Source organism: Paenibacillus sp. NPDC057967 (assembly GCF_042887015.1).
GTDB lineage: Bacteria > Bacillota > Bacilli > Paenibacillales > Paenibacillaceae > Pristimantibacillus.
Genome location: NZ_JBHVQB010000007.1, coordinates 148,474 through 168,776, shown reverse-complemented (window position 1 = coordinate 168,776; position 20,303 = coordinate 148,474). Strand labels below are relative to the sequence as shown.

Below are 20,303 nucleotides of genomic sequence, written 5' to 3'. Positions count from 1 at the left end.
AAAAGTCATATCAATCGGCAATGATGAGGACGAAGTGTTAAGGGCTCTTTTGCTCAGAGAGCGATCGGATCAGCTGCAACCGACGCCAAAACCCCTTTTCTACGAGCTCACCTCGGAGCTATCCTCCTGAAAAGCAACCCGGGTTGCGTATTAGGGAGTATCGCAGGGCAAGCGTTACAGTGCCAACGGTAGAACGTCGATATGTGCACAGCGTTCTAACCTGTGGAGGTTATATATCGGGAGATATATAACGAATTTGGGTGGTACCACGGAAGATCAACCTTTCGTCCCTTCAGCTTTGAGGCTGAGGACGAAAGGTTTTTTTGTTTTTTCTTGAGAGGAGGAAGACTGATGGCAACGCAAGGTGCAACATTAAAGTCGAAAGAGGAATTAATCGAGAAGCTCTCCAAGCCTGAAGTGATTTCGGGTTCGGAAATTCTGCTTCGCAGTCTTCTGCTGGAAGGCGTAGATTGCGTATTTGGTTATCCGGGCGGCGCGGTTCTCTACATCTATGACGCCATGCACGGAAATCCCGACTTCAATCACTTGCTCACCAGACATGAGCAAGGCGCGATCCACGCTGCGGACGGCTACGCCCGGGCCAGCGGCAAAGTAGGCGTATGTATCGCTACTTCGGGACCGGGGGCGACGAACCTCGTGACCGGTATCGCAACAGCTTACATGGATTCTGTACCGCTTGTCGTCATTACGGGTAACGTCATGTCGACCTTGATCGGCACAGACGCCTTCCAGGAAGCGGATATTACCGGCATTACCATGCCGATTACAAAGCACAGCTACCTTGTTCGCAATGTTGAAGATCTGCCGCGCACGATCCATGAGGCATTCCATATTGCCAACACAGGACGCAAAGGCCCGGTATTGATTGATATTCCGAAGGATGTATCGGCAGCGAAGACGCTGTTCAAGCCGGTGAATGAAGTCAGCATCCGCGGCTACAATCCGACCATCTCGCCGAACAAGTTGCAAGTGGACAAAATGATCAAAGCGATCCAGGAAGCGAAAAAACCGCTTATTCTGGCTGGCGGCGGCGTAGTCTACTCCGGGGCGCATGAGGAATTGCTGGAATTCGCAACAAAGACGGAAATTCCGATTACGACGACCTTGCTTGGTCTTGGCGGATTCCCGAGCGGCAACGATCTATGGATCGGGATGCCGGGCATGCATGGCACGTATACCGCGAATATGTCGATTCAATCGGCGGATTTGCTCATTAATATCGGAGCTCGCTTCGATGACCGTGTAACTGGCAAGCTTTCGGGCTTCGCGCCAAATGCAAAAATCGTCCACATCGATATCGATCCGGCGGAGATCGGCAAGAATGTTCCGACGGACATTCCGATCGTAGGCGACGTCAAGACAGTACTGGCACAAGCCAACAAGCTAGCCGTACGCGCTGACAAAGCTGACGCATGGAGAGCGGACATTCAGGTTTCGAAGAAGCAATATCCATTCCGTTACATCGATTCCGAGACGGAATTGAAGCCGCAATGGGTAGTGGAGATGATTCATCAGACGACGAACGGTGATGCTATCGTTACGACTGACGTAGGCCAGCATCAGATGTGGGCCGCGCAATATTATCCGTTCAACAAGCCGCGTTCCTGGGTAACTTCCGGCGGCCTTGGCACGATGGGCTTCGGCTTCCCGTCGGCGATCGGCGCGCAGATGGCGAATCCGGACCGCACAGTCGTATCGATCAACGGCGACGGCGGCATGCAGATGTGTGCGCAAGAGCTTGCGATCTGCGCGATCAACAATATTCCGGTTAAAGTCGTTATTCTGAACAATCAGGTTCTAGGCATGGTAAGACAGTGGCAGGAGCTGATCCATGAGAACCGGTTCAGTCATATTGATCTGGCAGGCAGCCCTGACTTCGTCAAGCTGGCTGAGGCATACGGCGTAAAAGGCTTCCGCGCTTCGAACAAGGAAGAAGCACGCACGGCATGGGAGGAAGCGCTTCGTCATCCGGGTCCGGCGGTTGTCGAGTTCGTCGTACGCAGAGACGAAAACGTGTATCCGATGGTAGCCCAAGGCAGCACCATCGATCAAATGATCATGGGGGATGCGGAATGAAGAAGCATACGATTGCAGTTATCGTCAATGACCAGCCCGGCGTTCTGCAGCGCGTATCCGGCTTGTTCGGACGCCGCGGCTTCAATATTGAAAGCATCACAGTAGGCACAAGCGAAGAGCAAGGTCTCTCGCGCATGGTCATTGTGACCTCTGGCGACGATCATACGCTTGAGCAAATTACGAAGCAGCTCTATAAGCTGATTGATGTGATCAAAGTTATCGATCTGAGCGCCAATGCGATGGTAGCGCGCGAGCTGGCGCTGATCAAGGTGCATGCGGAGCCGTCATCCCGTCCGGAAATTCTGGGCGTCGTCGAGACGTTCCGCGCCGCAGTTGTCGATATCGGCACGCACTCGCTAATGGTGCAGGTCGTAGGCGACACCGAGAAGATAGATGCCATGATCGAGCTGATGAAGCCTTATGGCATCCGCGAGCTTTCACGCACTGGTGTAACCGCGCTTAACCGCGGTAATGTGAAGCAATAATAATCTAGCTTGTTTCTATCAAAAACAATCATCGTCAAATCCCGCTTTGAGCGGGAGTTTAAGAGGGGAAGCACGGAGACCTTGGTTTCTCGGCTCTCCGCTTAAACACCCGCTCAAAAGGGTTAAATTAAAGGAGGCAATTATTCTCATGGCAGTTACATTGTATTATGAAAAAGACGCCGATCAAGGCGTACTGCAAGGTAAAACAATCGCAGTTATCGGTTACGGAAGCCAAGGCCACGCACAAGCACAAAACCTTCGCGACAGCGGCTTGAAAGTTGTAATCGGTCTTCGTCCGGGCAAATCCGCAGACGTTGCCAAGAAAGACGGCTTTGAAGTATTGACAGTTGCAGAAGCGACTAAAGTGGCTGACGTGGTTCAAATCTTGCTTCCGGATGAGACGCAAGCGAAAGTATACAAGGAAGAAATCGAACCAAACCTGAAGCAAGGCGCGGCTCTGATGTTCTCTCACGGCTTCAACATCCACTACGGACAAATCGTGCCAAGCGCGGACAAAGACGTATTCCTGGTTGCTCCTAAGTCCCCAGGCCACATGGTTCGTCGTACGTATCAAGAAGGCTTCGGCGTTCCTGGTCTGATCGCGATTCATCAAGACGCTACTGGCAACGCAAAAGCAATCGGACTGGCTTATGCAAAAGGCATCGGCTGTACGCGTGCGGGCGTTATCGAAACTTCGTTCAAAGAAGAGACAGAAACAGATCTGTTCGGCGAGCAAGCAGTACTTTGCGGCGGCGCTTCCGCGCTTGTTAAAGCAGGCTTCGAGACGTTGGTTGAAGCTGGCTACGCGCCTGAGATGGCTTACTTCGAGTGCTTGCACGAGCTGAAGCTGATCGTTGACCTGATGTACGAAGGCGGTCTGGCTACAATGCGCGACTCCATCTCCAATACGGCTGAATACGGCGACTATGTAACAGGTCCTCGTATCGTGACTGAAGAAACGAAAAAAGAAATGAAACGCGTTCTGGAAGATATCCAATCCGGCCGTTTCGCTCGCGACTTCATCTTGGAGAACCAATCCGGCCGCGCTATGCTGACGGCTACTCGCCGCAACGAAGCTGCTCATCCAATCGAGCAAACAGGCGCGCAACTTCGCGAACTGATGCACTGGATCAAGAAATAATTACGCATTAAGTCATATACTTGATGTAATAAGAATAATCAATCCCGGTTCACCGGAGCGTATGCAAGGCCCGCTTCTTGCGTCCTTGCATGTCCGCTCTGTGTGCGACCGGGATCATTCTGTTCACGGAGGTAGAGGACATAATGCGGAAAATTTATATTTTCGATACAACGCTTCGTGACGGCGAGCAATCTCCTGGCGTTAACCTGAATACGAAGGAGAAGGTGGAGATCGCACTGCAGCTGGAGAAGCTGGGTGTGGATCGTATGGAAGCCGGCTTTCCTGCGGCATCCCCGGGCGACCTGGCAGCCGTTAACGCGGTTGCGCGCGCGGTGAAGAACGCTACCGTTATCGGTTTGTCCCGCTCGCGCGAGCAGGATATCGATGCCGTGCGTGAAGCGCTGAAAGGCGCGCAGGATCCGTGCATCCACTTGTTCCTGGCGACAAGCCCGATCCACCGGAAGCATAAGCTTCGGATGGAGAAGGAGCAGGTGCTGGAAGCGGCGGATCGCGCTATTCGGTATGCGAAGCAATACTTTGACAAAGTCGAGTTTTCCCCGGAAGACGCGGGCCGTACGGAGCTTGATTTCCTCTGCCAGGTAACGGATATGGCGATCAAGGCTGGCGCTACTGTCGTCAACATTCCGGATACGGTCGGTTATTTGAATCCTCTGGAATTCGGCAACATCTTCAAGACGCTCAAGGAGCAGGTGCCGAATATCGAGAAAATTCAGCTAAGCGCCCATTGCCATGACGATCTCGGTATGGCGACAGCGAATTCGCTGGCAGCGATTATGAACGGAGCGGATCAAATCGAAGGCACCATTAACGGCATCGGCGAGCGCGCGGGCAACACAGCGCTTGAAGAAGTGGCTATGGCGCTGGCGACTCGTCCAGACTTCTTCGGAGCCCAGACGACGCTGAACCTGAAGGAAATTGCGAAGACCAGCCGTCTTGTCAGCAAGCTGACAGGGATGCCTGTTCCGGGCAACAAGGCAATCGTCGGCGCCAACGCCTTCGCACATGAGTCCGGTATTCATCAGGATGGTATGCTGAAGGAGAAGACGACGTACGAGATTATCTCCCCGGACGCAATCGGTCTGAAGGAATCCAAGCTCGTGCTTGGCAAGCATTCCGGCCGCCATGCATTCCGCGAGAAGCTGATCGACCTTGGCTACGAGCTTGCGGATGAAGCGGTGAATGCGGCGTTCGCCAAGTTCAAGGATTTGGCTGACCGCAAGAAGGCCGTTAATGACGAGGATATTCGCGCTCTTCTCGAAGAGAAGCTGACCGATACGCCGGAAGTGTTCACACTGGAGACGATTCAGGTTCACTACGGCAATCAATCTACGCCGAATGCGACTGTACGCGTTCGTACGGCTGAAGGCGAAGTGCGTGAAGAGACTGCTGAAGGCAACGGCTCCGTCGATGCGATCTACAATGCAATTGACGCAGCGACAAAGGAAGTGGTCGAGCTGGAGGACTACTCCATCAAGTCCGTCTCCCAAGGCAAGGACGCGCTTGGCGAAGTTCATGTCGTTCTCAAGCAGGACGAAGTAACGGCGCAAGGCCGCGGTCTCAGCACGGATATTCTGGAAGCGAGCGCACGAGCGTACCTGGATGCGGTCAATCGTCTGATTGACAAGCGCAAGTCGCCGGGCCGCCGCGACAAGATGAGCCTGATCTAAAGCGTTATAGCAAAAAGCACGAAGGACCATGCACGTTACGCTGCCTTATCGGCCGCGTTCCGCGCATTGATCCATCGTGCTTTTTTTGTATGCGAGGGTGTGTCGCTCTGATCGACCTTAGCGGATACTACATTGAATCCAGGCATAGTTCGTCCAGCTCAGGCTGGAGACAGGAACCAGCCGACCACTCCGAATAGAATCATGTATTGCAGCAGCAATAGAAGATGCGTCCTTCTCCACAGCTTGCGTCGGTCTGCGGGAAGCTCACCCAGATCGTAGCGTGCGGCAGGTTCCAATTTGACGGCTTGATAGAGCAGTACATTGAGCCCGAACGGGAGCAGCAAGCCGATTAGTGTCCATATTGCTGAACGTTCCAGCCGGTACAAAACGACAGATACATAGATTTGGAATGCGGCTGTTAAAACCAACAAACCGGTCATAATCGTATAAATACTCCAGTCACTCATGGGTCTGCTCCTTTGGCGAAGATGAAAACATCCAAATGATTATTAGTTGGAGGATGGTGATCCATCCGATAAACATCAGGGCATCTCTTGTGATTGCATTCAGGAATTCTCTCAGCAACGAGAGCGGTTCGGTGAACAGATGCACCGAGTGAAAACGAAGGAATCGCCCGATAAAGATCCCTACAGCTTGGAGGATAATGAACAAGAGCAGGATGACTCCGCTCCATCTGTTGCCAGCGAGCAGGCTGCGAATGCCCTTAATCATCGTGACATAATAAAATATGGCTAGCAGCACGCCTGTAACGAGCAGGAAGAAGTTCCACCATTCCCTCACAACCAGCCCGGCCATATAACGGAACGGGAACAGATTGAGATGGATGAGGTCCGTGACCATATAGAATATATTGGGCGACATAAGCAGAAACAGCAGGTACACCAGCAGGCTTGTAGGCCATTCGCCTTTGCTCTTGGGACGGAATAAGGGCAGTAGATAAGAGATTTCCAGCGCTGCATACGCGAGAAAAGAATTAAAAAGCAAAAAGGAGTATGCATGATCCGTTGCCAGCAGCACAGCCAGAAACGAGAAAAACAAGATTCTCGCTTTATTGCGGTCGTTCAGGTTCCATTTGGTAGTCATTGGTTTCAATCCTCTACTATAGCTTCCATGGTACTTTTTATTTCTCATATTCTTAGAGCTTAAACGAACCAAAAGCCGCAGGGGTTGCATGTAATCTGTTTCTGGAATATGCAATAGGCAATTAGCTTATAGTTAATGACTATAAAGTTCATAGATTTTATATCTTTGTGTTATACTCTCTTTTGTGGTACAAATGATAATAGACTGAGAATGATATAGAGGAGTGTTCGTGAAAATGGCAGACGTTAAAAAAATTGCGGTTCTAGGCGGCGACGGCATCGGCCCTGAGGTTGTTGGCGAAGCGTTGAAAGTTTTGAAAAAAACAGAGGAATTGTTCGGCTATCAATTCGAAACGGAGCATGCTTTGTTCGGCGGTATCGCGATCGATGAAAAAGGCACTCCGCTTCCGCAGGATACGCTTGAGCTTTGCCAGAAGGCAGACGCGGTTCTGCTTGGCGCGGTAGGCGGTCCGAAATGGGATAACAACTCCAAGGAGCTGCGTCCAGAGACTGGCCTGCTTGGCATTCGCAAGGCGCTTGGCCTATTCTCCAATATCCGTCCAGCAACGGTATTCGATTGCTTGAAGGATGCGTCTACGCTTAAGCCTGAAGTACTGGAAGGCACTGACCTGATCGTCGTGCGCGAGCTGACAGGCGGCATCTACTTCGGCGAGAAGTTCCGCCGCGAAGGCGCGAACGGCGAAGAAGCCGTTGACACTTGCGTATACAACGTACAAGAAGTTGAGCGTATCGTACGCCAAGCGTTCGATATCGCGATGACTCGCGGCAAGCGCCTGGCTTCTGTCGACAAGGCAAACGTGCTTGAGACATCCCGCCTGTGGCGTGAAGTAGTTAACCGGGTTGCGGTTGAATATCCTGAGGTTGAGCTGGAGCATGTACTGGTCGACAACTGTGCAATGCAATTGCTTCGCCGTCCATCCAGCTTTGACGTTATCGTAACGGAGAACATGTTCGGCGACATCCTGAGCGACGAAGCGGCAATGCTGACGGGTTCCATCGGCATGTTGTCCTCTGCTTCCCTGGGCGAAGGCAGCTTCGGCTTGTACGAGCCGGTACACGGTTCTGCTCCTGACATCGCAGGCCAAGGCATCTCCAACCCGATCGCAACGATTCTGTCCGTTGCATTGATGTTCCGCCTGACGTTTGGCTACCATGATGCAGCGAAATCGATTGAAGACGCAGTCAAAAACGTCCTTGACGCTGGCCACCGTACAGGTGACATTGCTGTCGACAAGAGCCAAGCAATTGGCACGACGGCAATGGGCGATCTGATCGTTGCAGCAATGACGAAGTAATAGCTTCACCGATAGAGCAAAATATTGCGGTGCTAAGGAGGCGACTCCTGGCATCGCTTTTTTGTTTTGCTTTGTGCAATGCTCATTAGGAGTTGCAACAATTAGTTAGGTAATCCCGTTAGTAGATGATATAGCAGTGGCGGTTATATGCAATGATCTCAAATGCAGGCTGTGAATGATAGAGCTGTTTATATTTTCGTATTTTTGTTTAAGTAGTTATGTTTATGTTTATAGACTTATAACGGACAGCGTCAGCGGAGCAAGAAATATTCTGGAGAAGCGCTAGCGTTCGCCTTTGTATCCGGATTCCAACCGCCGAGGTTAGTTGAGGGAATTTGGATACAACAGCGATCGGAAGAATGTTTCTTGCGCAGTGGCGGTTGTCAGCATGATTTGAAATTCAGGTTGTGAATGATAGCTGTAGACTGGAATGAAATGTGGTTTGGTACTGGGGTTAAATTGGAGCAAGCAAGAGCAAACGGAGCAAGAAATATTCTGGAGAAGCGAAAGCGTTCGCCTATGTATCCGGATTCCAACCGCTGAGGTATAGTTGAGGGAATCAGGATACAACAGCGATCGGAAGAATGTTTCTTGCGCAGTGGCGGCTGTCAGCATGATCTGAAATTCAGGCTGCGAATGATAGCTGTAGACTGGATTGAAATGTGGTTTGGTACTGGGGTTAAATTGACGCAAGCAAGAGCAAACGGAGCAAGAAATATTCTGGAGAAGCGAAAGCGTTCGCCTTTGTATCCGGATTCCAACCGCCGAGGTATAGTTGAGGGAATCAGGATACAACAGCGATCGGAAGAATGTTTCTTGCGCAGTGGCGGTTGAGAGCTAAGGGTTACCTTTCGCGCAGTGGCGGATGAGAGATAAGGGGTACTCTCTTGCTCAGTTGCGTTTGTAAGCTACGATTTGTAACTATGGATTTTGAAACGCCACACACAATGAGGAATTCCTAATGAAAGCGCCGCATGCAGGAATTTCGACGTCGTATAGCGAATACATAATATCTTAAGCGACCTAAGCATCGTCGCCCCTCAATCATCCATATACGTTGTCCATAAGGTAAGGAGCGTGACGAGATGAGCTTTTGCTGCGGAGCCAGCATGATTGGAACCAAAGGAACACTGAAGCATTTTCATACGCATATTCATAATGTGCCGATTACATTTTGTCCGGTGTGCCATCGCGTCGACGTTCATTATTTGGCGCAACAGGAGTTTGATATATTGGCTGAATATGCGCATGGCGATGGCAGCGCAGAGGTGGACTACGACGATTACGTCGACCGTGACGAGCGCGCTTTGCTGGAAAATTGCGTGAACCACGAAAGTGAAGAGCCAATTGATGTTGTACGAAGTCAGATTGATATGTCGCTTGACTTGCTCAGCTTTGCCAAAGCGATCGACGATAAGCCATGGCAAATGGAGCTCAAGAAGCGTTTGATCGTGCTGAACAACAGACGGAACCGTCTGCTGAAGCGCCAATCTTCGGTATAGGATACGGGAAATATTCAGATGCCTCCCTTGCGGAGGCATCTCTCTTTTTGAAACGGGAAAAAAATTAACTTTTTTTAATGATACCCCCGCAAAGTGCGGTGGCAGTCACGAAATGATGTAGTAGCGAGGTGGAGCGGTTGTTGCTGATCCTGTTCAAGCGCTTTTTGCGCAAATCGGTTCCCTCCCAAGCTGTAACATCCGAGCAGAAGCTGGGACCGGAGCAGTACGTAGAGAAAATCCGACAAGGTGATGAAGGGCTTAGAGATCAATTCATTGCTGAGTATTATCCATATATAGCGAAGCTAACAAGCAGATTTTGCAAACGGTATGTTGATCCGAATAGAGATGATGAGTTCAGCGTGGCATTGCTTGCATTCAATGAAGCGATCAATCAGTATGATGCCGAAGCGGGAGCATCGTTCCTCGGATTTGCAAAAACCGTCATCCAACGTCGGCTTATTGACCATGCGCGGAAAGAACAAAGGCATTTGAAAGCTATTCCTTACAGCACCTATGATTCGGAAGGCGACGACGGAGCCGTATACAACGTGCTTGACACGAAGCAGGCGCTGGACGAACATGAGAATAATAGAAATATTAAGGAGAGGCGCGAGGAGATCGAGGAACTTAGTCAGGAGCTTGAGCAGTTCGGCATTACGTTCCCTGAACTTGTAGAGATATCGCCTAAACATGCCGATTCACGGCAAATGCTCATTGGTATCGCAGCTATGTTGGCACAGAATGGGCCGCTGATGGCTGCTCTAAGGCTGACACAGCGTATGCCGATCAAGGAATTGATGGAGCAAAGCGGTGTCTCTCGCAAAACCCTGGAGCGCAACCGTAAATATATTATTGCAATAGCCACGATCATGTCGGGATCTTATCCCTATATGAATGACTATTTGGACATACGAATGAATGACACAGCAGCAGGCAAGGAGGTGAGCAGATGAAGCGCGGGATCGTAATGAGCGTGCATGCCAAACATGCTGTTGTCATGACTGTGGAAGGCCAGTTTATCCGCGCTCCTCTGCAAGGCTCGCCTCAGATTGGCGAAGAAATTGTATTTGAGGAAGAGCAATCGGAACCTAGGCGAATGAAGTGGAACCGGATATCGATGCGCTATACAGCTATAGCGGCGATGCTTGGCATTATGCTGATCGCAGGGCTCGCTTACGCGTTCTCCGCGACACATCCTGTCGTGGCGTATTTGACGATGGATATCAACCCGAGCGTTGAGATCGGGGTTGACGGCGGCGAGAAGGTTCGCAAGCTTCGCGCATTGAATGAAGACGGCGAACAAATTATTGCAGGCATAGCCTACAAGGGCGTCGATGTAGAGACGGTTGCGGCTGCTATTCTGGAGCAAGCCAGCAATGCGCATTATTTGGACGCGCCGCATAAGGATATTTTGATTACAAGCGTTCTGCTGAATGGGAAGAAGCAGCCGGGTTTGGAGTTCGAGTCTTTGCTTACAAGCAAGCTGGATGAGAAATTGCAAAAGTGGCTGGCCGAGCATACAGGTACGAACCAGGCGGTGACCATTACAACATTGTCCGTGCCTGAATCGCTGCGCGTCGAAGCGGATGCTAACGGCATCTCATCAGGCAAGATGGCGGTCTATTTGATGGCAAAATATGAAGGGTATCAGGTAGAGCTTAGCAAGCTGAAGGAAGAGTCTATCGATTCCTGGTCGGAGCCAATCGGCGGCATGAAGAGCATCGTGGCTACGGAAGATGAAGCTGAAACCAAGAAAAAGCTGGAGAAGCTTTTGGCCAAGGAGAAAAAGGCTCAGCAGGCGAAAGGCGGGTCTTCCGGAGCTGACAAAACGACGAAGCCTGCTTCGACGGCTACGCCTAAGCCTTCAGCTAAGCCGTCTTCCAAGCCGACCGTTAAACCATCCGTCAAGCCATCCGAGTCGAGCAAGCCTAATCGGCATGGCTGGTGGCATGATCGGGACGAGGATGACCGTGATGATGACGATGACGACGATTATCGCCCGACCTCAGGCAAATGGAACAACGGCAAAAATCATGATAAATGGAAGAATCACAATTGGAATAAGGATTGGAATAACCAATGGAATAACAGCAAGCACAACGGCTGGTATAACTCCAATGATAATAAGAATAGCAAGGACAAGAAGAGCGATAAGGACAATAAAAACAGTAGTATTAACGGGAAAACCGGCAAAACCGGGACTGACGAGAGCAAAAATGGCAACAAAAATAAGGGAGAAAGCGACAAAAACAGCACTAAAAATAATGGCAAAAACAGCAGTAAAACCGATCAAAAAGGGAATAAACAGAACGAGCGTGATAAAGATTCCTCTAAAAAAGGGAGCCGGAACGAGCAAGACAAGGATGACGATGATGACCGGAGCGGCAGAAACCCAGGCAACTCGGATCGTGACCGGGACAAGGCTGATGATCGAAAGGCTTCTTCCCGTGACGGCCGCCAGCATAGCAGTCGCGACTAGCCGAATGCTGGCAAGCGGACAGACTGTTGCTTGAGCACTAAGTTAGAAGCGGAGGCAGCTCCGCCTGTTTTGCATCTAACAAAAAACGAGTCTTTACGACTATATAGTCTCCTGGTTTCGACAGGATTTCCGATTGACAGCCTTTGTAAAGTAAACCTATGATTAGTGGTAAGTTCATTCGTCCAAATCCATAGCTTTGCCGGGGAGGAGTAGTAGATGCAAGCCATTCGAAAGCGTTATTTCCCGGCGCTTGCCGAGTATATCCGGGGTGGTAAGGAAGCATCGCTTCATCATGCATACGAGCTGGGCAAACAACTTCAGGGGTACAATCAGGAAGAAATTATAGCCGTACATGAGGAATGCATACAAGAACTCGCAGCCAATGTGGAATCCAAAGATGCCATTCAACTCTATCATCGTTCCTTTGTGTTTTTGATGGAGCTGATGGTGGCATGCCGATTCAAGATGGAAGTAAGCGCCGACGGTGAATTGCACGAGCCGTCATCGGCACAAAAGTTTATGGACATGCGGGCGCTCATGCTCCATTCGGACCGTTCGTTCGAGAGGGTTAAAAATAAATACGAAAACGTGCTGCAGCATATGGACAGTGGTATTGCGCTATTTGACAGCGACGGTATCCTGTCTTTTATCAACGTCCAGATGGCCAAGCTGCTGGACATTCCCAGAAAGACGCTGGTCGGCTGCAACATTAGAGAGATTCTGCTGCATCCCAAGCTTGCGATTACCTCCAAACGGACGATCCTTCGGCTATACCGGGAGATGTTCCTGAAGCGAAGCCGCTATTACGAGTTCCAGCATAAGGACGGCAAGCATCTGCTTGCTACCGTCACTTACGGAGACCAGCTCGACGGGGACTTCCTGTTCAGTGTGAAAGACGTGTCGGAATACAAGCAAATCGAACAAAGCGCGCTGCAGAACGACAAGCTTGCCATGTTAGGCAAGATCGCAGCCGCCATCGCCCATGAAATCCGCAATCCGCTAACCAGCATAAGAGGATTCATCCAGTTGCTTCGGCCTTACTTGCTAGAGGTGGGAAAGGAAGAATATGCGCGCATTATTTTGACGGAAATCGACCGCGCCAATGACATCATCTATGAATTTCTCAATTCCTCCAAGCCCTCCGCTCCTATGAAACAAGCCGCATCCATTGATCATCTCATCCGTGAAGTTGTTATGCTGACCGAAAGCGAATCTTTACTTCGTAATTGTGAAATCTCCGTAGAATCCTATCATGCCGAGGCTTACGTTTCGATTGATATCAAGCAAGTGAAGCAAGTGGTACTGAACATCGTGAAAAACGCGCTCGATGCTGTGGAAGAAATGCAATCGGAGCGTAGAGGGAAGATCGATATCTCACTCAGCAGCGACGGGCAATATGTGAAGGTATTAATCAGAGATAACGGCAAAGGAATGGACAAGGCTACAATGAACAGGCTATTCGATCCTTTCTTTACGACCAAACAAGCAGGGACCGGGCTTGGCTTGTCGGTCAGCTACCGGATCATTCGCAATCACGGCGGCACGATCCGGGTAGACAGTCAAGTGGGAAGCGGAACTGAATTTATCGTATATTTGCCATTAGCGGAATAAAGGTTTAGAATCGAATCGGGGTTTCATACCCCGATTTTTTGCTATATTCGAGAAACGAGGGATGGAACAATGGCGATTTCAATTAGAGTAGGAAACAGACAGGCGGGCGAAGCGGCGCCTGATGCTCTCGTGCGTTTTATCATAGAAGATGAATTGAAAGGAACTTCCGAGCTTGTTCATCCCCAGATCGACGGACAGCTTCGCGGCGGTTATGCAAAGGGATTGTTCCAGGCGAAGCCGGAGCAAGTAGAATGCATGCCTTCACTTGGATTGGTAGAGTCATCGCATATTCTGTTTGTCGGTTATGAGCCGGGCTCCGGCGCTGACGGCTTGCGTCATGCCGGCGCTGCGGCGGCCAAAGCGCTGAAGAAAGTTCGTGCCTCCAGTGCAGAATTCCTGCTAACCTCTTTAGCTCTGGAACAGGAGCTAGGCGCTATCGGCGCGGAAGCCGCTGCACAGGCGTTGACGGAAGGTATTCAGCTGGCTCTGCATGACAGACAGCCGCTGAAGAAGGAAGAGCAGGTCCGCTTTGGTCTAGGAGAGATTGCGTATCGCTTCGAGGACGGCTTTGCCGGATCGCAGGCTGACAGCGGCGTATGGAAGAAAGGCGCGGACAAAGGACAGGTTCTTGCTGGCAGCGTCGCGTATGCCCGCGATTTGACCAATCTTCCGGGCAATGATTTGACTCCGGAGCGCCTGGCGTTCCATGCGGAGGAGCTTGCCTCGCAGTACGGTCTGGAGATTGAGGTTATCGACGAGTGGACGGCAGCTGAGCAAGGGATGGGCGGCTTGCTGGGAGTCGGTCAAGGCAGCGTCAATCCGCCAAGAATGATCGTCATCCACTACAAAGGAGCGCCGGATTCCTCTGAGGTATGGGGCTTGATCGGCAAAGGCATTACGTTCGATACAGGTGGCATTTCCTTGAAGAAGGCTGCGGGTATGGAAGAGATGATCTCCGATATGGGAGGCGCTGCGGCAGTGCTGGGTGCGCTGCGCGCCTTGGCGGAGCTGAAGGCGGAAGTGAATGCGCTGGTGGTTGTTCCGACGGCTGAAAACATGCCTTCCGATCGCGCTTTGAAGCCGGGTGATGTTATTCGAATGATGAGCGGACATACGGTGGAGGTCGTGAATACGGATGCGGAGGGCAGGCTTGTCCTGGCCGACGCCCTCACTACGGCTATTCGCCGAGGGGCTACGAAGCTTGTGGACGTTGCGACGCTTACGGGAGCCGTTATGGTTACTTTAGGTTATGAAGCGACAGGGGCTGTAACGAACAATGACGCGTTAATGACGAATGTGCTTCGCGCTTCGGAGCGCGCGGGAGAGCGCGTATGGCAGCTGCCTGCGTATCCGGAATTTTTGAAAGGATTGAAGAGCGATGCGGCTGACCTGAAAAATAGCGGTTCCCAGTACGGCGGGGCGAGCAAAGGCGGCATGTTCATCGGTTACTTCGCGGAAGGACTGCCTTGGGTGCATCTGGACATCGGCGGCACCGCATGGCTGGAAGCAGCTAGAGGCTGGGAACCGAAGGGCGGCACCGGAGTTATGGTGCGTACGCTTGTGGAATTAACGGCAGGAGAGCAAACCTAAGGCATAGTTGAATCGGAGGTTCTATGACGTACGATGAATTGATGCAACAACTGGAGAAGCTGGGCAGCGAGCAGACGAAGGGGACCTTTCTCAGGCACGGCGCCATGGAGCCGTTCTTCGGCGTCAAGGTCGGCGATTTGAAGAAGCTGGTTAAGTACGTGAAGAAGGACCAGAAGCTTGCGGAGCAATTGTACGCTTCGGGCATTTCGGATGCGATGTATCTCGCGGGGTTGTCCATTGATCCTAAGCAGGTATCAAAGGAATTGCTGCAGCAATGGGCGAACGAAGCGTATTGGTCCATGCTGGCGGAATATACGGTTGCCGGAGTTGCAGCGGAAAGCGCCTATGCTAGGGAGCTTGCGCTGGAGTGGATCGATTCGCCGGAAGAGATGAAGGCGGCTTGCGGGTGGAACACCTATGCCGGATATGTGTCTATTACGCCTGACAGCGAGCTGCCGATCGGAGAAATCCGCGAATTGCTGGCTAGAGTGCGCAGAGATATTCATAGTGAGAAGAATAGAGCGCGTTATACGATGAATGGCTTCGTAATCGCTGTCGGCACCTATGTCTGGGAGCTTCATGAAGAGGCGATCGACACAGGCAGGGCCATCGGAAAGGTTCATGTGGACGTTGGCAATACCGCTTGCAAAGTGCCTTTGGCTGAGGAATACATTGCTAAATCATCCAGCAGAGGCAAGATTGGCGTGAAGAAAAAAACCTGCATTTGCTAACCAATCACGTCTTATGATGCATCGACTGGGCATTGATGCTTTAAATGCATGAAACCGATGCCAATATGGTTATGGAAGGCAAGCGGTTATTGTACTAAAATATGAAGAGGCCACAAAACTGCAAGTGATGCAGCGGGTAGGCTTCTCTTCCTATGTCTCGGCAAGGAAGGGTCAGGCGGCCATGTATGGAATGGTTCGCCATAGAAAATAATAGGATGGTTATGAATAGAGAGGGTGGAATTTTCTGCAATGAGCATCCATGATGAGCGCAACTCTTCGCCTTGGAAAAGCTACTATGGTCCCAATCTTGGTTATGTTCAGGAGCAATACGAACTGTTCCTGGCCGATCCGAATGCCGTTGAAGCATCGGTTCGCGAAATGTTTCTCGTATGGGGGGCGCCGCCTTCCACAGCAGCTGCGATTTCGTCGGCTGCGCCGGTTTCCGCTACTGGAACCGTACAGTCGGGGACACCGCTAGCAGGCGGTCCGCTTGACAGCAATATGCTCAAGAAGGTCGTTGCCGCGCATCAGCTAATGCTGAATATTCGCAGGTACGGCCATTTAGGTGCGGATATTAACCCGCTGGGCATTAGCCAATCGGCTGACACGAAGCTGCTAGACCCTGAGACCTTCGGATTGACGAAAGAGGATCTGCTATCCATTCCTGCGTCCCTGATCTGGGACAACGCGCCGGAGTCCATTGGCAATGGTTGGGATGCCATCGTGCGGCTCAGAGAAATTTACACCCGTTCGGCTGCGTATGAATTTACACATATCCACGATGAGACTGAACGCTCCTGGCTTCACAAGCAAGCGGAGTCCGGTTCATTCCCTGCTCCTTTGTCTACAAGGGAGAAGGAAGCGCTGCTTGAGCGCCTCATGCAAGTGGAGCAATTCGAGAGCTTCATCCACAAAACGTTCGTCGGCCAGAAGCGCTTCTCTATCGAGGGCGTCGACATGCTCGTTCCGGTGCTGGACGAAATCGTTCGCGCTACGGCGCATGACGGAGCTCAGCATATCCTGATCGGCATGGCGCATCGCGGCCGTCTGAACGTGCTGACGCATGTGCTTGGCAAGCCGTATGAGAAGATCTTCTCCGAGTTCCATCACTCCCCGAACAAGGAACTGGTTCCTTCCGAGGGATCGATGGGCATTAACTACGGATGGTCCGGCGACGTGAAATATCATTTGGGAGCAGACCGCGCCTTCACAGAAGGCGAGACGGTTCGCGCCAAAGTGACACTTGCGAACAACCCGAGTCACTTGGAATTCGTCAACCCTGTTGTAGAGGGCTACACGCGTGCTGCACAGGAAGACCGCAGCAAGCCTGGCTTCCCTGAACAGGATTTGCATAGCGCCGTAACCGTATGCGTACACGGCGACGCAGCGTTCATCGGCGAGGGCATCGTAGCCGAGACGCTTAACTTCAACAATCTTCAAGGCTACCGCAATGGCGGTACGCTTCATATTATTGCAAACAACCGTCTGGGCTTTACGACGAACAGCGTGGACTCCCGTTCCACTCATTACGCAAGCGACCTTGCGAAAGGCTTCGATCTGCCGATCATGCACGTGAACGCAGACGATCCTGAGGCATGTCTTGCGGCTGTGCGTCTGGCATGCGAATATCGCCTGCGCTTCCAGAAAGGCTTCGTTATTGACTTGATCGGCTACCGTCGTTTCGGCCATAACGAGATGGACGATCCGGAAGCAACTCAACCGCTGGTTTACTCCAAGGTTCGCAAACATCCGACAGTAGCAACGCTGTACGCAGAATTGCTGAAGTCGGAGAAAACGATTTCCGAAGAGCTGGCGACTCAGCTTCGCGAGAAGACGCTAAGCGCCCTTCAAGCCGGTTATGACGCCATGAAGGCGAATGAAGGCAAGGCGCATGTACAAGTTACACAAGAGAACGGCGTAGTTGTACCGGAGGACGTCCGTACGGCTGTACCGATGGAGACGCTTAAGGAAATCAACCTGGAGCTGCTGAACCGTCCGGAAGGCTTCACGGAGTATTCCAAGTTGCAGCGTATTCTGCAACGCCGCGCGACCAGTCTGAATGATGGCGAGAAGCTGGATTGGGCGCATGCCGAAGCATTGGCTTTCGCTACTATTCTGGCGGATGGTACGCCAATCCGTCTGAGCGGTCAGGATTCCGAGCGCGGAACGTTCGCTCATCGTCACATCATGCTGAACGACAATGCAACGGCTCAGAAGTTCACGCCGCTGCATATGTTCCCGCAGGCGAAAGCTTCGTTCGCAGTTCATAACAGCCCGCTCTCTGAGACGGCTGTACTGGCATTTGAATATGGCTACAATGTATTTGCACCGGAATCATTCGTTATCTGGGAAGCACAATTCGGCGACTTCGCGAACGTTGCCCAAGTCATATTCGACCAATTCATGGCTGCCGGCCGTGCGAAGTGGTCGCAGAAATCCGGTCTTGCAATCTTGCTGCCGCATGGCTATGAAGGCCAAGGCCCTGAGCATTCCAGTGCACGTCTGGAGCGCTTCCTGCAATTGTCTGCTGACAACAACTGGACTGTTGCGAACCTGACGACTTCGGCGCAATACTTCCACCTGCTGCGCAAGCAAGCAGCGATGCTGGGCAGCGACAGTGTGCGTCCGCTCGTATTGATGGCACCGAAGAGCTTGCTGCGCAACCCGCGCGTTGCGTCGCATGGCGTTGAATTCAGCGAGGGCTCCTTCAAGCCGGTGCTTCCGCAGTTCAGCCTGACGGAAACAAAAGCGGCCAAAGATAAAGTAAAACGCCTGATTCTTGGAACGGGCAAAGTGATGGTTGATCTGGAGGAAGCGATGTCCTCCGGCAGCGAAGGCGATTATGCTTGGCTGCGTGTAGCACGCGTCGAACAGCTGTATCCATTGCCGCAAGCCGAGCTTGAGCGCATCTTTGGTCAATTCAGCAAGCTTGAAGAGATCGTATGGGTTCAAGAAGAGCCTAAGAACCAAGGTTCCTGGTCCTACATGGAGCCTCGCCTGCGCGATCTGGCGCCGGGCAAGGTGCAGGTCCGCTATATTGGACGTCCGGATCGTGCAAGTACAGCAACCGGTCATCAGGAAATCCACGTTGCAGAACAGAACATGATTATTTCTTCCGCTTTGAATGGTCAACCATTCGAATCGAGTTTGGTAAGGGGGTAGCAACAAATGGCAGATATTATTGTACCTGAACTGGGAGAATCGATTTCCGAAGGAACGATTACAAAATGGTTCGTGAAGGAAGGTGACAACGTCAATCAAGGCGATGTCCTTCTGGAACTTGAGACGGATAAAGTCAACATTGAAATTAGCGCGGATAGCAGCGGTGTTGTATCGAGCATCGCGAAACAAGAAGGCGATGTTGTCCTTGTTGGCGAAGCGATCGGTTCGATCGGCGCGTCCACGGGCGCACCGGCTGCAACACCTGCACCAGTGGCTCCTAAAGCGGCAGAAGCGCCAGCTCCAGCGGCTGCCGCAGCTCCAGCAGCTGCACCTGCAGCAACAGCTGTGTCGACAGCTGCATCGGTGAATGCATCGCCTGCAGCTCGCAAGCTGGCTCGCGAACAAGGCGTCGACCTGACGCAAGTGCAAGGCAAAGACAGCATCGGCCGTATCTATCCGGATGATGTTCGCTCGCATAACGGACAAGCTCCTGCAGCGGCACCTGCGCCTGCAGCTCCGGCTCCAGCGCCAGCTGCGGCAGCAACTGCCGGCGGCAAGCCGGTAGAGCGCAAGCGCATGTCCCGCCGCCGCGCGACAATTGCGAATCGTCTCGTGGAAGCACAGCGCACTGCAGCTATGCTGACAACATTCAACGAAGTGGATATGACGGCGATCCTTGATCTTCGCAAGCGCCGCAAGCAATCCTTCTTCGATAAGAACGAGGTTAACCTGGGCTTTATGTCCTTCTTCACGAAGGCGGTTGTCGGCGCGCTGAAGCAGTTCCCGCTGCTTAACGCGGAGATTGACGGCGAAGATATCGTTGTGAAGAAATTCTACGATATCGGTATTGCCGTATCGGCCAAAGAAGGTCTTGTCGTTCCTGTCGTTCGCGATGCGGATCGTCTGGGCTTTGCTGAGATCGAAAGAAACATCATTGAATTGGCTAAGAAAGCACGTGCTAATACACTATCCATTGGCGATCTGCAAGGCGGCAGCTTTACGATCACGAATGGCGGCGTATTCGGCTCCTTGCTGTCGACGCCAATCTTGAACACACCTCAGGTTGGTATCCTGGGCATGCACAAAATCCAAATTCGTCCGGTTGCTATCGACAATGAGCGTATGGAAAACCGTCCGATGATGTATATCGCACTTTCCTACGACCACCGTATCGTTGACGGCAGCGAAGCTGTCCGCTTCCTTGTAGCGGTGAAGGAAATGCTGGAAGATCCGGAGCAGCTTCTGCTGCAAGGCTAAGCTTTAACGATCTCTACTACAAAGCTATTGGTTATCGTACGACGATAACCAATAGCTTTTTTTGTCATTTTATAGAGAGTGAAGCAGGAAGGAAGCGGGGGTTCGTGGAACATAAACTACCATGGATGATATCGGATGATT

The 20,303-nt window shown here is 51.8% G+C and carries 15 protein-coding genes; 13 read left to right on the top strand and 2 right to left on the bottom strand.

Translation table 11 applies throughout. The features are described from left to right. Positions 1-351: 351 nt before the first annotated feature. The 4 genes from ilvB to ACFVSO_RS19205 all read left to right on the top strand — a co-directional run bounded on the left by ilvB (position 352) and on the right by ACFVSO_RS19205 (position 5,411). A complete protein-coding gene (gene ilvB, locus ACFVSO_RS19220) occupies positions 352-2,097 on the top strand; it encodes a biosynthetic-type acetolactate synthase large subunit (protein ID WP_387476536.1) in 1,746 nt (581 codons plus the stop codon). Next, positions 2,094-2,582, top strand: a complete 489-nt coding sequence (gene ilvN / locus ACFVSO_RS19215; protein WP_387476534.1) for an acetolactate synthase small subunit — start codon at positions 2,094-2,096, stop codon at positions 2,580-2,582. Before ilvB ends, ilvN begins: the two co-directional genes overlap by 4 nt. 148 nt (positions 2,583-2,730) lie before the next feature. Continuing rightward, positions 2,731-3,723: a ketol-acid reductoisomerase gene (gene ilvC, locus ACFVSO_RS19210; protein WP_119798765.1), complete on the top strand. Its 993-nt coding sequence runs from the start codon at positions 2,731-2,733 to the stop codon at positions 3,721-3,723. Positions 3,724-3,866: 143 nt separating this feature from the next. Beyond that, positions 3,867-5,411 (top strand): 2-isopropylmalate synthase, encoded by a 1,545-nt coding sequence (locus ACFVSO_RS19205; protein ID WP_387476532.1) that lies wholly within the window; start codon positions 3,867-3,869, stop codon positions 5,409-5,411. A 158-nt stretch (positions 5,412-5,569) separates the two neighbouring features. Here the strand turns inward: ACFVSO_RS19205 and ACFVSO_RS19200 are convergent, their stop codons facing one another. Continuing rightward, positions 5,570-5,878 (bottom strand): hypothetical protein, encoded by a 309-nt coding sequence (locus tag ACFVSO_RS19200; protein ID WP_387476530.1) that lies wholly within the window; start codon positions 5,876-5,878, stop codon positions 5,570-5,572. Further along, positions 5,871-6,515, bottom strand: coding sequence for a DUF1361 domain-containing protein (locus tag ACFVSO_RS19195; protein ID WP_387476528.1), 645 nt, complete (start codon positions 6,513-6,515; stop codon positions 5,871-5,873). The genes ACFVSO_RS19200 and ACFVSO_RS19195 overlap by 8 nt, the downstream gene beginning before the upstream one ends. Positions 6,516-6,750: 235 nt before the next feature. Between ACFVSO_RS19195 and leuB the strand changes: the two genes are divergently transcribed. The 9 genes from leuB (at position 6,751) to odhB (ending at position 20,162) form a co-directional block, all read left to right on the top strand. Next, positions 6,751-7,830, top strand: coding sequence for a 3-isopropylmalate dehydrogenase (gene leuB / locus ACFVSO_RS19190; RefSeq protein ID WP_387476526.1), 1,080 nt, complete (start codon positions 6,751-6,753; stop codon positions 7,828-7,830). Between the two features lie 1,085 nt (positions 7,831-8,915). After that, positions 8,916-9,332 (top strand): hypothetical protein, encoded by a 417-nt coding sequence (locus ACFVSO_RS19185; protein ID WP_387476524.1) that lies wholly within the window; start codon positions 8,916-8,918, stop codon positions 9,330-9,332. A gap of 128 nt (positions 9,333-9,460) precedes the next feature. After that, on the top strand, positions 9,461-10,285 hold the full coding sequence (sigI, locus tag ACFVSO_RS19180) for an RNA polymerase sigma factor SigI (RefSeq protein ID WP_387476522.1): 825 nt from the start codon (positions 9,461-9,463) through the stop codon (positions 10,283-10,285). Further along, a complete protein-coding gene (locus ACFVSO_RS19175; protein ID WP_387476520.1) occupies positions 10,282-11,811 on the top strand; it encodes an anti-sigma factor domain-containing protein in 1,530 nt (509 codons plus the stop codon). The genes sigI and ACFVSO_RS19175 overlap by 4 nt, the downstream gene beginning before the upstream one ends. A gap of 216 nt (positions 11,812-12,027) precedes the next feature. Continuing rightward, positions 12,028-13,422: an ATP-binding protein gene (locus ACFVSO_RS19170; RefSeq protein WP_387476518.1), complete on the top strand. Its 1,395-nt coding sequence runs from the start codon at positions 12,028-12,030 to the stop codon at positions 13,420-13,422. 69 nt (positions 13,423-13,491) lie between these two features. After that, on the top strand, positions 13,492-15,012 hold the full coding sequence (locus ACFVSO_RS19165) for a leucyl aminopeptidase (RefSeq protein WP_387476516.1): 1,521 nt from the start codon (positions 13,492-13,494) through the stop codon (positions 15,010-15,012). 23 nt (positions 15,013-15,035) lie between these two features. Beyond that, entirely contained in the window at positions 15,036-15,743 is a 708-nt protein-coding gene (locus ACFVSO_RS19160) for a DNA alkylation repair protein (protein WP_387476514.1), read from the top strand. Positions 15,744-15,992: 249 nt separating this feature from the next. Beyond that, positions 15,993-18,905, top strand: coding sequence for a 2-oxoglutarate dehydrogenase E1 component (locus tag ACFVSO_RS19155; RefSeq protein WP_387476512.1), 2,913 nt, complete (start codon positions 15,993-15,995; stop codon positions 18,903-18,905). A gap of 6 nt (positions 18,906-18,911) precedes the next feature. After that, a complete protein-coding gene (gene odhB / locus ACFVSO_RS19150) occupies positions 18,912-20,162 on the top strand; it encodes a 2-oxoglutarate dehydrogenase complex dihydrolipoyllysine-residue succinyltransferase (RefSeq protein ID WP_387476510.1) in 1,251 nt (416 codons plus the stop codon). The last annotated feature ends 141 nt before the right edge of the window (positions 20,163-20,303 follow it).

Bases quoted from the DNA above. Each gene is read 5' to 3' on its own strand.
- ACFVSO_RS19170 (WP_387476518.1), top strand. From the start codon at position 12,028: ATGCAAGCCATTCGAAAGCGTTATTTCCCGGCGCTTGCCGAGTATATC.
- ACFVSO_RS19200 (WP_387476530.1), bottom strand. From the start codon at position 5,878: ATGAGTGACTGGAGTATTTATACGATTATGACCGGTTTGTTGGTTTTA.
- ACFVSO_RS19205 (WP_387476532.1), top strand. From the start codon at position 3,867: ATGCGGAAAATTTATATTTTCGATACAACGCTTCGTGACGGCGAGCAA.
- leuB (WP_387476526.1), top strand. From the start codon at position 6,751: ATGGCAGACGTTAAAAAAATTGCGGTTCTAGGCGGCGACGGCATCGGC.
- ACFVSO_RS19195 (WP_387476528.1), bottom strand. From the start codon at position 6,515: ATGACTACCAAATGGAACCTGAACGACCGCAATAAAGCGAGAATCTTG.
- ilvC (WP_119798765.1), top strand. From the start codon at position 2,731: ATGGCAGTTACATTGTATTATGAAAAAGACGCCGATCAAGGCGTACTG.
- ACFVSO_RS19185 (WP_387476524.1), top strand. From the start codon at position 8,916: ATGAGCTTTTGCTGCGGAGCCAGCATGATTGGAACCAAAGGAACACTG.
- ACFVSO_RS19165 (WP_387476516.1), top strand. From the start codon at position 13,492: ATGGCGATTTCAATTAGAGTAGGAAACAGACAGGCGGGCGAAGCGGCG.
- ilvB (WP_387476536.1), top strand. From the start codon at position 352: ATGGCAACGCAAGGTGCAACATTAAAGTCGAAAGAGGAATTAATCGAG.
- ilvN (WP_387476534.1), top strand. From the start codon at position 2,094: ATGAAGAAGCATACGATTGCAGTTATCGTCAATGACCAGCCCGGCGTT.
- ACFVSO_RS19160 (WP_387476514.1), top strand. From the start codon at position 15,036: ATGACGTACGATGAATTGATGCAACAACTGGAGAAGCTGGGCAGCGAG.
- odhB (WP_387476510.1), top strand. From the start codon at position 18,912: ATGGCAGATATTATTGTACCTGAACTGGGAGAATCGATTTCCGAAGGA.
- ACFVSO_RS19155 (WP_387476512.1), top strand. From the start codon at position 15,993: ATGAGCATCCATGATGAGCGCAACTCTTCGCCTTGGAAAAGCTACTAT.
- ACFVSO_RS19175 (WP_387476520.1), top strand. From the start codon at position 10,282: ATGAAGCGCGGGATCGTAATGAGCGTGCATGCCAAACATGCTGTTGTC.